This is a genomic window from Phreatobacter sp. GW821-FHT04C01, assembly GCF_059420385.1.
Map to the genome: position 1 here is coordinate 39,277 of NZ_JBWKTP010000016.1, position 14,917 is coordinate 54,193.

Sequence of the window (14,917 nt, forward strand, 5' to 3'; positions counted from 1 at the left end):
ATCCTGGGAGCCCCGGAGCCTGGAACAGGTTGTTGCGGCGGCCTTAGGCCATATGGTGCGGCGGCGGAAGGGGCTGGCCGGCAAATGGCCTGCTTGCCGGGCTCGCCCGGGGCAAAAAGATCATGGCGACCGGTCGGGCGGCCATGGCGCTCACCCATGGCGCTGCGCATTTTATCGGGCATAATCTGTTTTGCCTGACAGGAGCATGTTGATTTGAGCCAAGCCGCAGCGGACCTCTCCGTCGGAGAAAACACCTATCGTCGGATCAGGCACGGCATCGTGTTCGGCGAGCTGCGTCCCGGCGAGAAGCTGCGGCTCGATCGCCTGCGCCAGCATTACCAGACCAGCGTCAGCACCTTGCGCGAACTCTTGAGCAGGTTGTCGGCGGAGGGCCTGGTCCATGCCGAGGGGCAGCGCGGCTTCGAGGTCGCGCCGGTCTCGGCCAAGGACCTGCGCGAGGTCGCCGACATGCGCCAGTTCATCGAATGCCATGCGCTGGAGCAGTCGTTCGCCTCAGGCGATCTCGAATGGGAGGGCCGGGTGGTCGCGGCGCACCACAAGCTGCAGCGCATCGAGCAGCGCCTGATGGCCGGGGAAACCGCCGAATCCAGCGTCTGGAAGCGCTATGATTGGGAGTTCCACCACGCTTTGGTCTCGGCCTGCGGTTCGGCCGAGCTCATGGACGTCCACGCCAATATCTATGACCGCTATTTGCGCTACCAGATGGTCGTCGGCATTTTCCGCGGCAAGATCGCGGCGAAGGAGCATCGGCTTTTGCTCGACTGCGCGCTGGAGCGGGACGCCGCCGAGGCGAGGCGCGTGCTGGCCGTCCATATCCAGGCCTGTGTCGACGCCATCATCGCCCGCCACGCGCTGCCCTGATCCCGGAGACGGCCCCATGCCGGACGACAGCCTCGAATCGACGGGTGAAAGCGCCTATCGCCGCATCCGCTCCGACATTCTCACCGGCCGGCTGCAGCCCGGCCGCAAGCTGAAGCTCGACGTGCTGCGCGCCGACTACGACGCCAGCGTCAGCACCTTGCGCGAAATCCTGAGCCGCCTCGTCTCGGAGAAGCTCGTCGTCGCCGAAGGCCAGCGCGGCTTCGAGGTCATGCCGATCTCGGTGGCCAACCTGCGTGAGATCGCGGCGCTTCGGCAATTGCTGGAAGGCCATGCGCTGGAACAGTCCTTCGCCCAGGGCGACCTGGAATGGGAAGGCAGGGTGATCGCCGCCCACCACAAGCTCGCCCAGATGGAAGAGCGGATGAAGCGCGGCGACCAGGCCGGCACCGATCTCTGGAAGCGTTATGACTGGCAGTTTCATCAGGCGCTGGTCTCGGCCTGCGGCTCGCAAATCCTGATGCAGACCCATGCCGCCGTGTTCGAGCGCTACCTGCGCTACCAGATGATCGCGCTCAGCTACCGCGGCGATATCGCGGCGGAAGAACATCGCGCCATGCTGGAGGCGGCGCTCAGGCGCGACGCGGCGGCGGCGAGCCGGATCCTGGCCGGCCATATCGAGGGCGGCGTCGCCCATGCCCTGGCCACCGGCACGATCGCCTGACATCGGCCCGCAGGCCATCCGCCACGGTTCATCCCGACACATGTCGACAAGCCACGGCGGCGCGCCGGGCCGTGCCGTTCCATGCCTGCTGTTTCACGAACGAAAGGGTCTTGGCTCATCATTCCGTCATTGCTGACAATGGCAGCTTATAAAAATAATATCCGATATTTTCTGAAATACCATATTGATCAATTGCCGACCGAGGCGCTAGCCTGCCGGCAGAACGGGGGCGTGGAACCTTCACGGCAGAGGAAGGCCGGCCCCGGCGGCGAAGGCCGCGACCATCAGGAGGAAAGAGATGATCACCCGCCGCGGCGCCGTCACGGGCCTCACCTTGTTGCCGGGCCTGTTCGCGCCCAGCCTGTTGCTCGGCCAGGGCATCCAGGAGCGCACCATCCGCTGGGGCCACCTCAACAATACCGATCACCCGGTGAGCTTCGGCGTGCGCAAGTTCGCCGAGGTGCTGGCCCAGAAGAGCAGCGGCAAGCTGAGGGTGCGCGAATTCGCGGCCTCCCAGCTCGGCAATGAGATGCAGATGCAGAGCGCGGTGCGCGGCGGCACCCAGGAGGTGATCTCGGCCTCGACCACGTCGCTCGCCACCGTCGTCAAGGATTTCGGCCTGCTCGACCTGCCCTTCATCGTCGCCAACACGGCCCAGGCGGAAAGCCTGATCCTCGGTCCGTTCGGCCGCGACCTGATCCAGACGCTGCCCGAGAAAGACATGATCGGGCTCGGCTATTGGGGGCTCGGTTTCAGGAACGTCACCAACAGCATCCGGCCGATCGCCAAGGTCGAGGATTTCCAGGGCCTGAAGCTGCGGGTGATCCCCAACCCGGTCTATCTGGAGACTTTCCGTGCCTTCAAGGCGAACCCGGTGCCGATGAATTTCGCCGAGCTCTATACGGCGCTGGAGACCAAGACCGTCGACGGCCAGGAGAACCCCTATTCGGTGACGCTCTCCAACAAGTTCTTCGAGGTGCAGAAATATGTCTCCTCGACCAATCACACCTATACGCAGAACATCATCACGCTCAGCAAGAAGTTCTGGGACCGGCTGTCGGAGGCCGAGCGCGCGCTGATCGGCGAGACCTATGCCGAAACCCGCGATTTCCAGAAGGACCAGACCCGCATCGCCGCGGAAAAGGCGCTGGAAGAGCTGAAAGCCCGCGGCATGCAGTTCACCGACGTGACGGCGGGCGAGCTCGGCCGCATGCGCGATGCCATCAAGCCCGTGGTCGAGCGGTTCTCGGCCGAATACGACCCGGCCAAGGTGCGCCTGTTCAATGCCGAGCTGCAGCGCATCCAGGCGATCAACTGAGCGGTTCGCCGCGCGGGGTGGGATCGTCTCGCATTGGACTGTTGCGCCTTGCACAACGGTCGGCCGTCCTTCGAGGCTCGCAAGAGCTCGCACCTCAGGATGAGGTTGGTTGGAGAACTGCATGACCGCCGCTCATGAGAGACCGCCCTTGTCGCGCGCCCCGCGCCGTCCCTGCTGCAATACCCCACATCCCTCATCCTGAGGTGCGAGCGCAGCGAGCCTCGAAGGACGGCCTTCCTTGGTGCCGCGCGCATTAATTCGAAAACGCCACATTTCAGGGAACCCATCCCATGCGCCTGATCGGCAAAGCGCTCGATCTCTATTGCCGGCTCGCCAAGGCGCTCGCCGTGCTCTGCATGGTCGTCATGGTGGTGCTGGTCTTCGGCAATGTGGTGCTGCGTTACGGGTTCAATTCCGGCATCATCGTGTCGGAGGAACTGTCGCGCTGGCTGCTGGTCTGGCTCACTTTTTTCGGCGCCATCGTGGCGCTGCGCGAGCACAAGCATCTGGGCGTCGACATGCTGGTGCAGCGCCTGTCGGCGCCGATGAAACGGACCTGTTTCGTCCTCAGCCATCTTCTGATGCTCTACGCCTCCTACCTGCTCCTGGAAGGCAGCTGGCGGCAGGTGCTGATCACCGCGGGCGACCGGGCGCCGGCGACCTCGCTGTCGGTCGGCTTCTTTTATGCATCCGGCGTGGTGTTCGGCGTCTCCGCCATGCTCATCCTTGCCTACGACCTCTTGCGCGCCGTGACCGGCGAGGCTCGCGAGGACGAGCTCATCGCCATCAGGGATTCGGAAGAGGGATGAGAGGCCGTTTGAGCGCTCCGTCCGGGCAGTTTGCCACTGCTCGTCTTCCGGGCTTGGCCCGGGGATCCAGGCATTCGAAACAGAGAAGTCGTGGATGGCCGGGACAAGCCCGGCCAAGACGACGTGAAGCCTCGCTGGAACGGGTCCTCAAACGGTCTCTGAGCCCCGCAACCGACCGCGCCCGCCTTCGCCTCGAACCGACCGGCTCGCCATGACGATTGCCATCTTCACCTTCTCGCTGCTCGGCGCCATGGCGATCGGCATGCCCATTGCCTTCGCGCTCCTGATCTGCGGCGTGGCGCTGATGGCCTCGCTCGACATTTTCGATTCCCAGATCGTCGCGCAGAACGTCATCAACGGCGCCGACAGCTTCCCGTTGATGGCCGTGCCCTTCTTCATGCTGGCCGGCGAACTGATGAACCGCGGCGGGCTGGCGAGCCGCATCGTCAATGTCGCCATGGCCGTTGTCGGCCATATGCGCGGCGGGCTCGGCTATGTTGCGATCATGGCGGCCTGCATCCTGTCCTCGCTCTCCGGTTCGGCCGCGGCGGATGCGGCGGCGCTGGCCGCCCTGGTGGTGCCGATGATGGTCGCCGCCGGCCACAGCAAGCGGCATGCGGCGGGCCTCGTCGCCGCCAGCGGGGTGATCGGCCCGGTCATCCCGCCGAGCATCGGCTTCGTGCTGTTCGGCGTGGTCGGCAATGTCTCGATCTCCAAACTGTTCCTCGCCGGCATCGTGCCGGGGCTCCTGATCGGGCTCGGCCTCTGCGTCGCCTGGTGGTGGGTGGTGCGCGGCGAAAAGCTGGAACAGGGGCCGCGCCAATCGCTGAAAGAGGTCGCGCGGGCAGTGATCGACGGCTTCTGGGCGCTGATGCTGCCGGCAATCATCATTGTCGGCCTGCGTTTCGGTGTCTTCACGCCGACCGAAGCCGCGGCGGTCGTGGCGGTCTATTCGCTGTTCGTCGCGACCTGCATCTATCGCGAGCTGAAGTTTTCCGAACTCTACGAGGTGTTCGCCGCGGCCGCCGTCACGACCGGCGTGGTCATGCTGCTGGTCGCGGCCGCGCTGGTTTCGTCCTGGCTGATCACGGTGGCCGAGATCTCGACCCAGGTGGTCGACCTCCTGCGCCCCTTCATGGGCAACCAGACCATGCTGCTGATCGCCATCATGGTGCTGGTGGTGATCGTCGGCACGGCGCTCGACATGACGCCGACCATCCTGATCCTGACGCCGGTGCTGATGCCGATCATCCGGGAGGCCGGCATCGATCCGGTCTATTTCGGCGTGCTGTTCATCATCAACAATTCGATCGGTCTGGTGACGCCGCCGGTCGGCATCGTGCTCAACGTCGTCTGCGGCGTCTCCAAGATCAGCATGGAGGAGATCATCAAGGGCGTGACACCCTTCATGATCGCCCAGCTCGTGGTGCTCTTCCTCCTTGTCCTGTTTCCTGTCCTCGTGACCGGTCCGGCCCGATGGCTCGCCGGCTGACCATCCCGCCCCCTTCGCGCGTTGCCCGAGGGTCGCGCGCGTCCAGGCTCCCGGAGCATCCATGACGAAGCGACTGACCATCATCAACGGCCCGAACCTCAACCTGCTCGGCACCCGCGAGCCGCAGATCTACGGCCTGACCAGGCTCGCCGAGATCGAGGCGACATGCCGGGCGACAGCCGCCGCGCTGTCGCTGTCTCTTGCCTTCCACCAGAGCAATCACGAAGGCGCGCTGGTCGACCTCGTCCAGGCGGCGATCACCGAGGCCGACGCCATCGTCATCAACCCGGCGGCCTGTTCGTTCACCTCCGTGGCCTTGATCGACGCCCTGAAGGTGTTTCCCGGGCCGATCATCGAACTGCATATTTCCAACATTCATGCCCGCGACGAACTGCATCGTCACTCGATCACCTCCAGCGCCGCGACCGCCGTCATTTGCGGCCTCGGCCCCTATGGCTATGTCGCCGCGATACAGGCGGCGGCTGAACTCCTGAGGACACGATCATGAGCACGCATGCCAGCCGGGGGACCGGCTTTCTCGCGATCTGGAGCGACGTCGCCGCCGCGGACGAGACCGACTACCTGCACTGGCTGACCCGAGAGCACGCCGCCGAACGCGTCGGTATCGAGGGCTTCCTCGGTGTCCGGGTGTTCCGCGCCAGGCTCCAGGAGGCGCGCCGCTATTTCATTCTCTATCGCCTGCGGGATGCCTCGGTCATGGCGAGCGCCGGCTATCTCGCGCGGCTCAACGCGCCGACGCCCTGGTCGTCGCGCATCATGCCGATCCTGAAGAATTTCGCCCGCGGCGGCGGTGCCATCCTGGCCGAGACCGGGCAGGGCGCGGCCGGCCTCGTCGCCCCGATCGTGCTCGGGCCGGAGGCGCTCGATCGCGCGGCGTCGATGGTCGGGGGAATCGCGGCTCTCGACCGCGTCACCGCCTGCAGGCTGCTGGCGGTCGACGCGGCGGGAACCACGATCAGGACCGCGGAGAAGGGTTTGCGCGCCGACGACCGGTCGTTCGCCGGGCTGCTGCTGATCGAAGCGCTGGACGAGCAGGGGCTCGGCGAGGCGCTCGCCCGCGCCGCCACCGTGGCGGCTGCGGACGCGCCCCTGCTCTACGATCAGGTCTTCACGCTCGACCGCCGTGATCTCGGCGGGCATGCGACCGGCTGACGACCAGCCGGCCCGCGCGATCAGACCGAGCGGGTCAGGCCGCCATCGACGCGAATATTCTGCCCGGTGATGTAGCCGGCATCGTCGGAAGCCAGAAAGGCGATGGTGCCGGCGATCTCGTCGGCCTTGCCATAACGCTGCAAGGGCACGCTCTGGCGCCGGGCGTCGGTCGCCGGTAGGCTGTCGATCCAGCCCGGCAGGACATTGTTCATCCGGATGTTGTCGGCGGCATATTTGTCCGCGAAGATCTTGGTGAAGGCCGCGAGCCCCGCCCTGAACACGGCAGAGGTCGGGAACATGGCGTCGGGCTCGCCGACCCAGGCGGTCGAAATATTGATGATCACGCCGGAACGCTGCGCCTGCATGATCGGCGCGACGAGGCGCGCCGGCCTCACCGCGCTGAGGAAATAGACCTCCATGCCGCGGTGCCAGTCCTCGTCCGGAATGTCCAGGATGGGTGCGCGCGGACCGTGACCGGCGCTGTTGACCAGGACGTCGACCCGGCCCCAGCGCTCCATGGTCTTGTCGACCAGCCGCTTGACGTCGTCATTGGACTGGTTGGAGCCGGTGACGCCGACTCCGCCGAGCTCGGCGGCCAGGGCTTCGCCCTTGCCGGAGGAGGAGAGGATGGCGACCGCGAAGCCGTCCTTGGCGAGCCGGCGCGCCGCCGCCGCCCCCATGCCGCTGCCGCCCGCCGTGATGATCGCAACCTTGCTGGCCATGGCGTCTTTCTCCCTGTTGCCTGATGTTGTTGCTTTTAGCCGTGACGGGCCGATCGAACCATGGATTTGGCATGCGCGTGGCCTGTAGTTTTGCTACACCTTCGCCATGTCGCCCATGCCACCTCTCGCCACCTTGCGCGCCTTCGACGCCGCCGCGCGCCATCTCAATTTCCGGCTCGCCGCGGAAGAGCTGAACGTGACCCACGGGGCCATTGCCCAGCAGGTGCGGGCCCTGGAGGCGAGCCTCGGCGTGGCGCTGTTCGAGCGCCAGCCCCGGGGCCTTGCCTTCACCGCCACGGGGCGTGCCTTCCACCCGCAGATCCGGCGCGCCTTCGCGCTGATCAATGGGGCGATGGCGGCGATCGAGCCGCGGCGGGAACGCGAGCGGCGGGGCGTGACCGTGACGGTCACGCCGTCCTTCGCGGCGAAATGGCTGATCCCGCGGCTCGGCAGTTTCGCGGCGATCGCGCCCGAGGTGGAGGTGCGCGTGCTCGCCTCGGAATCGACCGAGCGCCTCGGCGGGCCGGGCTTGCCGGATCTCGCGGTGCGGCTCGCCGCACCCCCCTTCGAGCGTTCGCTGGAGGTGCAGCGGCTCCTGTCGGACGACCTGTTTCCGGTCTGCAGCCCGGCCATTGCCGGGACGCTCTCCGGTTTGGACGACCTGGCCGGCGCGACGCTGCTACACGACGCCCATGACGCCTGGCCGCTCTGGCTGGAACTCGCCAATGCGCCGATGCCGCGGCGCGTCGGTCCGCGCTTCAACCAGACGGCGCTTGCCCTGGCCGCGGCGCTCGACGGCCAGGGCGTGGCCCTGGCCTCGTCGGCGCTGGTGGCTGCGGATCTCGCCCATGGCCGCCTGAAGGCGCCCTTCGGCACGACGCTGCGGCTCGCCTCGGATCGGGCCTTTTACCTGCTGACCCCAAAGCCGCCACGGACCCGGCCGGAGGTCGCGATCTTCCGCCGCTGGCTGATCGACGCCTGCGGCAGCGACCTGATCGCTTGAGGGCGACCCGGCGATCTCCTCGGGAATGACCGAGGCGCCCTGCGTGGACGGGCCTTGTCGAGGTCATCGGGCCTGGATGATCATCCGTCCGCCGAGCCGGAAAGAGAGGCCGCCCGTGAGCACCGCCCCGCGCATCGATATCGACATGGCCGCTTTCTGGCACGATCCCTATCCGGTGCTGGCGCGGCTGCGCCGGGACGCGCCGATCGCCTTCGTGCCGCAGCTCGGCGGCACCGTGTTTGCCGCCCGCGACGATATCTTCGTCTGCGAGAAGCAGATCGACGTGTTCAGCTCGCACCAGCCGGAAGGGCTGATGAACCGGCTGATGGGCCACAACATGATGCGCAAGGACGGCGAGGCGCATATGGCCGAGCGCAAGGCGATCTTTCCGACCGTCTCGCCGAAGACCGTCAAGAACCATTGGACTGCCCAGTTCCAGGGCCATGCCGATCGCATTCTCGATCGCCTCGACCCTGCCGGCCCGATCGACTTCTGCCGGGATTTCGCGTTGCCCTTCTCGGCCGAATGCCTGAAATCGATGACCGGCCTGACCAATATCCGCTTCGAGGACATGGATGCCTGGTCGCAGGCGATGATCGACGGCATCGCCAATTATGCCGGCCATCCCGAGGTCGAGGCGCGCTGCCGGGCGGCGACGGCGGGCATCGATGCGGCGATCGACGACATGCTGCCGGTGCTGGCGAAGACGCCCGACCAGAGCCTGATCAGCGTCCAGCTGGCGGCCGGCTTGCCGATGGAGGGTGTCAGGGCCAATGTGAAGCTTGCCATCAGCGGCGGCCAGAACGAGCCGCGCGACGCCATTGCCGGTACCGTCTGGGCGCTGCTGACCCATCCCGAGCAACTGGATCTGGTGCGAAGCGGCGCGGTGTCGTGGCTGCAGGTCTTCGAGGAATATGCCCGCTGGATCTCGCCGATCGGCATGTCGCCGCGCCGGATCGCCAGGCCCTGGACGATCGGCGACATCGCCTTCGAACCGGATGACCGGATCTTCTTCATGTTCAGCTCGGCCAATCGCGACGAGCGCTATTTCGAGCGCGCCGAGCAGTTCGACGTCAGGCGCGACGCCTCGAAGAGCATCGCCTTCGGCGCCGGCCCGCATTTCTGCGCCGGCGCCTGGGCCTCGCGCGCGATGATCGCCGATGTCGCGCTGCCGACGGTGTTTGCGCGGCTGAAGGGGCTGCGGGTGGTGGGGGACGAACCGGTGCGGATCGGCGGCTGGGCCTTCCGGGGGCTGTTGAACCTGCCGGTGACGTGGGGGGTGGAGTAGGGGCGCAACGGCACCAAGTGACCCTCTCCCAAAGGGAGAGGGTGGCGCCGTCAGGCGCCGGGTGAGGGGCGTAAGCGTCCAGAACTGAACGCGGCGCTCGTCGCGTATGCCGCCCTATCCGGAGAGGGACGACCCCTCACCCGGCAGCTGACGTCAGGCAGAAGCAATTGCTTCTGCCGCTGCCACATTCTCCCTCTGGGAGAGGGTCAGTTCGGGACTGTGCTCGTTCTTTTCACCGCCCCATCACCAACGCCTCCGCCATGATCTTCGCTGTCTCGTCGAAATGCCGCCACAGCTCGGGATCGACCGGGTTCGGCGCGCCGAAATAGCCGTTTGGTGTCAAGGCGCGGGCGTGCGCGCCGCCTTTCCTCCAGGCGGGCAGGTCGTCGCGGGTGAGCGTGGTCGGCGGCAGATCGCGCAGCGCGTCGTAGTCGACGGTTTCGGGGAAATAGCGGACGATCGCCGCCGTCTCATATTCGTCGGCATGCACCCCGAAGGTGCCGGTCAGGCGGAAATTCTCCAGGTCCGGCCCCGGCTCCCAGGGCACCCAGACCGGCTCGGCGCCGGTCATGCCGAGACGGGCGAACATGCGCCAGCGGAACGGCGTATAGAGCCAGCGCATGCCGATATCGCCCCGGGCATGGCGGGCCTGGAGCACGTCGCGGATCATCTCGTTATGGGCGAGATCGCCGTGGTGGCTGACCACAAGCACCTGGCCGAAACCATTGGCGAAAAGCGAGCCGAGAATATCGTCGAGCAGCATGGCGGCGGTTTCCGGCCGGATGCGGAAGCTGCCGGGAAAGTCCGCCAGCACGGCATTGATGCCCCAGGTATAGGGTGGCGCGACCAGCGCTTCCTTGCCCTTCGCGCTGGCATAGGCTGCGGTCAGGCGCGACAGGGCCTGGGCGATGAAGGCGTCGGTGCCGATGGGCAAATGCGGGCCGTGGCATTCCATCACGCCGACCGGCAGGATCGCCAGGGCGCCGCGGGCCGCCGCCGCCGCGATCGCGTCGCCGGTCATTTCGGCCATGGTCGCGGGCATGAGAGGATCCTGTTTCATCGGGTCGTTTCCTGTCTCACACCGCGATCCATTGCTGGACGCGGTCGAAATCGGCGAGCAGTTCGCTGGAACTGCCCGACAGCACCACGCGCCCGCGATCGAGCACGATGGCCCGGTCGCTCAGGCGCAGGGCATCCTCGGCGCGCTGCTCGACGATGATGGTGGCGAAACCCTCCTCGCTGCGCAGCCGCTGCAGGGTCCGTTCCAGCTCCTCGACGATGACCGGGGCGAGACCCTCGAAGGGTTCGTCGAGCAGAAGCAGTTTGGGATTGGTCATCAGGGTGCGGCCAATGGCGAGCATCTGCTGCTCGCCGCCGGAGAGCTTGTCGCCCATGTTGAGGCGGCGCTCGCGGAGCCTCGGGAACAGGCCATAGATGTCCGATAGCGCGAAGCGTCCCGGGCGACCGGCGATCAGCAGGTTTTCCTCGACCGTCAGGGAGGCGAAGATGTCGCGCTCCTGCGGCACCCAGCCGAGACCGAGGCGGGCGCGGGCATAGGCTGGCAGGCCGGAGAAATCCTTGCCGTTCCAGCGCAGCGCGCCGCCCATCCGGCCGGCATGGCCCATGATGCTGAGCATCAGCGTGGTCTTGCCGACGCCGTTGCGGCCGAGGACGGCAAGTCCCTCCTGTTCGTCGATGACAAGGCTGATGTCCTCGATGACCATGGCATCGCCATAACCGGAGGCGAGTTTCTCGATCTCAAGCAACGGCATGGTGCCCCCGGCGTCCGAGATAGACTTCGCGCACCCGTGGGTCGGCCGAGATCTCCGCGGCCGTGCCCTCGGTCAGGACCGCGCCGGCGACCAGCACGGTGATCTTTTCGGCGAAGCGGAAGACCAGGTTCATGTCGTGCTCGATGAACAAAAGCGTCAGGTCACGCGGCAGGGCATCGATGCGTTCGAAGATCGCTTCGCTCTGGGTGGTCGGTACGCCGGCCGCCGGCTCGTCGAGAATGAGCACTTTCGGCTTGGTCGCGAGCGCGATGGCGATCTCGACCAGCCGGCGCATGCCATAGGGCAGGGCGTTGACCCGGGCCTTGGCCTGCGGTCCGAGGCCGACCATGTCGAGCAGCGCATGGGCTTCGTCGATGGCGCCGCGCTCGGCTGAGACCGAGCGCCAGAAGATCGCGGCCCGGCCCTCGCGCTCGAGGATCGCCATCAGCACGTTTTCCAGGACGGTGAGGCCGGCGAAGAGCTGGTTGATCTGGAAGGTGCGCGCCAGTCCCCGGCGAACCCGGGCGGCCTGCGACAGCTTCGTCGCATCGACCCCGTTGATGCTGACCGTGCCGGCGCTGCTGGTGAGCGTTCCGGTCAGGGCATGGACGAAGGAGGTCTTGCCCGCGCCGTTCGGCCCGATGATCGCCTGCCGGCTGCCGGCCTCGACCGTCATGGAGACCTTGTCGACCGCGACGAAATTGGCGAAGCGGAGCGTCAGGCCGTGGATTTCGAGAGCCGGGCTCATGGGGCCCTCCGCAGCAGGCGGCCGATGCGCGCCGGCAGGCCGGCCAGGCCGTCGGGCAGGATGAAGACCGAGGCCATCAGCACGATGCCGATGCCGAGATGCCAGTATTTCGGGCTGAAGGCCGAGAGCGCGTCCTTCAGCCAGGCGAACAATGTCGCCCCCAGGACCACGCCGGGAATGCTGCCGGTGCCGCCAATGGCGGTCATCATCACCACCTCGGCGGAGCGCTCGAAGCCGAGCATGTCGAGCGAGGCGAAATTGCTGGTCTGGGCGAGCAGCGCGCCGGCCATTCCGGCAATGCCGCCCGACAGCACATAGGTCACCGCCATATGCCGTGCGACCGGGGCGCCGACCGCATGCATGCGCCGGGTGTTCTCGCGAATGCCGGTGAGCGCCAGGCCGAAGGGCGAGGTGGTGATGCGCCAGATCGCGGCATAGACCAGGACGAGGACGCACAGCGTGTAGAAGAACGCCGTCCGGCCGCGGAAATCGAAGGCGAAGAGGCCGGCGACCGGCCCGACCGTGAAGCTCGACAGGCCGTCGGCGCCGCCGGTCAGCCAGTGCATCTTGTTGGCGGCCTCATGAAACAGGAAGCCGACGCCGAGCGTCACCAGGAGCCGGGTGAAATCATTGCCGACCACGACGACGCGGGCGAGCAGTCCCGCCACCGCCGCGCTCACCGCCAGCGCCGCGGCGAGCGTCACGAGCGGCTCGGATAGGCCGTGGCTGCCGAGCACCGCGACCGTATAGGCGCCGATGCCGAAAAACACCGCGTGGCCGAGCGAGACGATGCCGGCATAGCCCTGCAGGAGATCGTAGGAGAGCGCGAAGGTCGCGACGATCAGGATGCTGGTGATCAGGCCGAGATGGTCGGGAAAGACGGCATAAGAAGCCAAGGCGACGGCGATCAGGAGGGGCAAGGCGAGCTGGATCGGAGTGGCGGCGGTCATGCTGTTTTCCCCGCGATCCCCTTGGGCATGGTGATCATCACCAGGACCAGGATGGCGTAGATGACGAAGCCGCCGATTTCGGGCAGCCAATATTTGGACAGGGCATCGGCGACACCGAGAAACAGGGCGGCGGCAAAGGATCCGGCGATCGATCCCGGCCCGCCGATCGCCACCACCATCAGCACGATGACCAGGTATTTCAGCGGAAAGCTCGGGTCCAAGCCGAGGAAACCGACGGCGAGCGCGCCGCCGAGGCCGGCGAAGGCGGCACCCAGGCTGAAGGCGAGGGCGAACAGCCGGGAGACATTGATGCCGATGCCCTCGGCGGTGACCCGCTTGTCGACCGCCGCCCGGACGCGCGCGCCGAACAGCGTGTGGTTGAACAGGGCGACGAGCGCCGCGAGCGCGACGAGGCCGCAGGCCATGACGAAGAGCCGGTAGCCGGAAATCGCGATGCCGGAAAAGCCGAGCATCCGGGTCGCCCAGCCGGGCAGCGGGATCGGCTGCTGCTGCGGCCCGAACAGGATATTGGCAATGGCGCCGGCGGCGAAGGCAAACCCGATCGAGAACAGCACCTGCTGCAACTCGGATTTCCGGTAGACGTGGCGGATGATCGTGCGCTCCAGGCCTGCACCGAGCAGGCCGGTGGCGGCGAAGGCGACCGGCAGGGCGAGGAGGAAGGGGAGGCCGGCCGTGCCGACCAGCACGACCAGGACATAGCCCCCGGCCATGGCGAAGGCGCCATGGGCGAGGTTGATGAAGCGCATCAGGCCGAGCGTGATCGACAGGCCGATGGAGAACAGGAACAGCAGCATGCCATAGGCGATACCGTCGACGACGACGGTCAGAAGGCCGGACGGGTTCATTTCGCCGGGTCTCGGACGGCTTCGATGGTGGCGAAGGTGGTGTTGACGCCGACGCCATTGGCCATCTCGCCGCGGCGAATATAGATGTTCTCGACGATTTCGCGGGTTGCCGGGTCGATCAGCACCGGGCCGCGTGGGCTGTCCAGCCGGGCGCCCTTGAGCGCGGCCATGAAGGCCTCGCCGTCGGTCCGGCCGCCGGTCTTTTCGAGCGTCTGATAGATCAGCGCCATGCCGTCATAGCCCTGGACGACGCGGTAGCTCGGCACGGCCGCTGCCCCGAACTTTGCCCGGAACGCCGCGAGGAACCGCTTGTTCGCGGGGGTGTCGACATCGATCTGGTAGTGCCAGGCCGAGATCACGTCCCGGGCCGCTTCGCCCATGGCCGGCAGCAGGTTGTCGTCGACCACGTCGCCGGTCACCAGGAGCTTGATGCCGGTGCCCTTCAGGCGCTCGCCGGCCTGTTTGATGAAGGCGATCGAGACGTCGCCGCCGGGGTTGAAGGCGAAGATCGCATCGGGTTTGGCTTCGATGGCGCGCTGCAGGAACGGCACATATTCCATCGCGGCCAGCGGTGTCCGGTCGCTGCGGATAATGGTGCCGCCGCCGTCGGTGAACCCCTTGACGAACCACTTCTCGGCATCGAGGCCGGGCGCATAGTCGGAGACGATCGTATAGGCGGTCCTGATGCCGTTGCCGGCGGCCCATTTCCCCAGGCTGTGGGCGACCTGGGACATGGTGACGGAGATGCGGGTGAAATAGTCCGAGCGCTGGGTCAGCACCGAGGTCGCGGCATTGACGATGATGCCGGGCACCTTGGCCTCGGTCAGAAGCCCGGCGGCCGACATGGCGTTGGGCGTGAAGCTGTAGCCGAGGATGATGCTGGCGCGCTCGCGCAGGATCAGCTCCTGGGTCAGGCGGCGGGCGAGGTCGCCGGATCCCGGCCCCTGATCGTCGCGAATGACCAGGCGCACCTCGCGGCCTGCCGCCCTGGTGCCGTTCATCTCCTGGAACAGCCGCATGCCGGTTTCATAATGGCCGCCCTGGTCGGCGAAGGCCCCCGAGAGCGGCAGGATGACGCCGACCGTCACCGGAGCGTCGGCGGCAAGGCCTGTCTTGGCGAAGCCCGCCGCGCCGGCGAGGACCGCCGGGGCAAATGCGAGAAAGTTCCGCCGCCGGATCGCGGCGGGCGCAATGATGGAACGGGCCATGTGT

16 protein-coding genes are annotated in these 14,917 nt (G+C 66.8%); 9 read left to right on the plus strand and 7 right to left on the minus strand.

All coding sequences use genetic code 11. The features are described from left to right. Nucleotides 1-213 precede the first annotated feature (213 nt). From AC07WJ_RS35180 to AC07WJ_RS35210, 7 genes are all read left to right on the plus strand, one after another. Nucleotides 214-882: a GntR family transcriptional regulator gene (locus AC07WJ_RS35180; RefSeq protein ID WP_494939396.1), complete on the plus strand. Its 669-nt coding sequence runs from the start codon at nt 214-216 to the stop codon at nt 880-882. A gap of 16 nt (nt 883-898) precedes the next feature. Continuing rightward, on the plus strand, nt 899-1,564 hold the full coding sequence (locus AC07WJ_RS35185; RefSeq protein ID WP_494939397.1) for a GntR family transcriptional regulator: 666 nt from the start codon (nt 899-901) through the stop codon (nt 1,562-1,564). Between the two features lie 298 nt (nt 1,565-1,862). Further along, the gene (locus AC07WJ_RS35190) at nt 1,863-2,882 is read left to right on the plus strand and encodes a DctP family TRAP transporter solute-binding subunit (protein ID WP_494939398.1); all 1,020 of its coding nucleotides are present in this window, start codon (nt 1,863-1,865) and stop codon (nt 2,880-2,882) included. Nucleotides 2,883-3,181: 299 nt separating this feature from the next. Then, complete coding sequence (locus AC07WJ_RS35195; protein ID WP_494939446.1) at nt 3,182-3,691, plus strand: TRAP transporter small permease; 510 nt, start codon at nt 3,182-3,184, stop codon at nt 3,689-3,691. A 211-nt stretch (nt 3,692-3,902) separates the two neighbouring features. Further along, nucleotides 3,903-5,183 carry a TRAP transporter large permease subunit gene (locus AC07WJ_RS35200; protein WP_494939399.1) on the plus strand — a complete coding sequence of 427 codons (1,281 nt, stop codon included), beginning with the start codon at nt 3,903-3,905 and terminating at the stop codon, nt 5,181-5,183. Between the two features lie 61 nt (nt 5,184-5,244). After that, a complete protein-coding gene (locus AC07WJ_RS35205; RefSeq protein WP_494939400.1) occupies nt 5,245-5,691 on the plus strand; it encodes a type II 3-dehydroquinate dehydratase in 447 nt (148 codons plus the stop codon). Then, on the plus strand, nt 5,688-6,356 hold the full coding sequence (locus AC07WJ_RS35210; protein WP_494939401.1) for a hypothetical protein: 669 nt from the start codon (nt 5,688-5,690) through the stop codon (nt 6,354-6,356). The genes AC07WJ_RS35205 and AC07WJ_RS35210 overlap by 4 nt, the downstream gene beginning before the upstream one ends. Before the next feature lie 20 nt (nt 6,357-6,376). Here AC07WJ_RS35210 and AC07WJ_RS35215 read toward each other — a convergent pair whose 3' ends face one another. Continuing rightward, nucleotides 6,377-7,078 carry an SDR family oxidoreductase gene (locus tag AC07WJ_RS35215; RefSeq protein WP_494939402.1) on the minus strand — a complete coding sequence of 234 codons (702 nt, stop codon included), beginning with the start codon at nt 7,076-7,078 and terminating at the stop codon, nt 6,377-6,379. Between the two features lie 115 nt (nt 7,079-7,193). Here AC07WJ_RS35215 and AC07WJ_RS35220 point away from each other — a divergent pair, with 115 nt between their 5' ends. Next, a complete protein-coding gene (locus tag AC07WJ_RS35220; protein WP_494939403.1) occupies nt 7,194-8,081 on the plus strand; it encodes a LysR substrate-binding domain-containing protein in 888 nt (295 codons plus the stop codon). A gap of 115 nt (nt 8,082-8,196) precedes the next feature. Further along, entirely contained in the window at nt 8,197-9,369 is a 1,173-nt protein-coding gene (locus AC07WJ_RS35225) for a cytochrome P450 (RefSeq protein WP_494939404.1), read from the plus strand. 232 nt (nt 9,370-9,601) lie between these two features. On the opposite strand, the gene AC07WJ_RS35230 is transcribed toward AC07WJ_RS35225, so the two are convergent. The 6 genes from AC07WJ_RS35230 to AC07WJ_RS35255 are packed head-to-tail and all read right to left on the minus strand — an operon-like array spanning nt 9,602 to nt 14,913. Next, nucleotides 9,602-10,429, minus strand: a complete 828-nt coding sequence (locus tag AC07WJ_RS35230) for a creatininase family protein (protein WP_494939405.1) — start codon at nt 10,427-10,429, stop codon at nt 9,602-9,604. A 16-nt stretch (nt 10,430-10,445) separates the two neighbouring features. Next, the gene (locus AC07WJ_RS35235) at nt 10,446-11,141 is read right to left on the minus strand and encodes an ABC transporter ATP-binding protein (protein ID WP_494939406.1); all 696 of its coding nucleotides are present in this window, start codon (nt 11,139-11,141) and stop codon (nt 10,446-10,448) included. Further along, nucleotides 11,128-11,889, minus strand: a complete 762-nt coding sequence (locus AC07WJ_RS35240) for an ABC transporter ATP-binding protein (protein WP_494939407.1) — start codon at nt 11,887-11,889, stop codon at nt 11,128-11,130. Before AC07WJ_RS35240 ends, AC07WJ_RS35235 begins: the two co-directional genes overlap by 14 nt. Continuing rightward, nucleotides 11,886-12,839: a branched-chain amino acid ABC transporter permease gene (locus AC07WJ_RS35245; RefSeq protein WP_494939408.1), complete on the minus strand. Its 954-nt coding sequence runs from the start codon at nt 12,837-12,839 to the stop codon at nt 11,886-11,888. Before AC07WJ_RS35245 ends, AC07WJ_RS35240 begins: the two co-directional genes overlap by 4 nt. Continuing rightward, nucleotides 12,836-13,705, minus strand: a complete 870-nt coding sequence (locus tag AC07WJ_RS35250; RefSeq protein WP_494939409.1) for a branched-chain amino acid ABC transporter permease — start codon at nt 13,703-13,705, stop codon at nt 12,836-12,838. Before AC07WJ_RS35250 ends, AC07WJ_RS35245 begins: the two co-directional genes overlap by 4 nt. After that, nucleotides 13,702-14,913, minus strand: coding sequence for an ABC transporter substrate-binding protein (locus AC07WJ_RS35255; protein WP_494939410.1), 1,212 nt, complete (start codon nt 14,911-14,913; stop codon nt 13,702-13,704). The genes AC07WJ_RS35250 and AC07WJ_RS35255 overlap by 4 nt, the downstream gene beginning before the upstream one ends. Between the last annotated feature and the right edge of the window lie 4 nt (nt 14,914-14,917).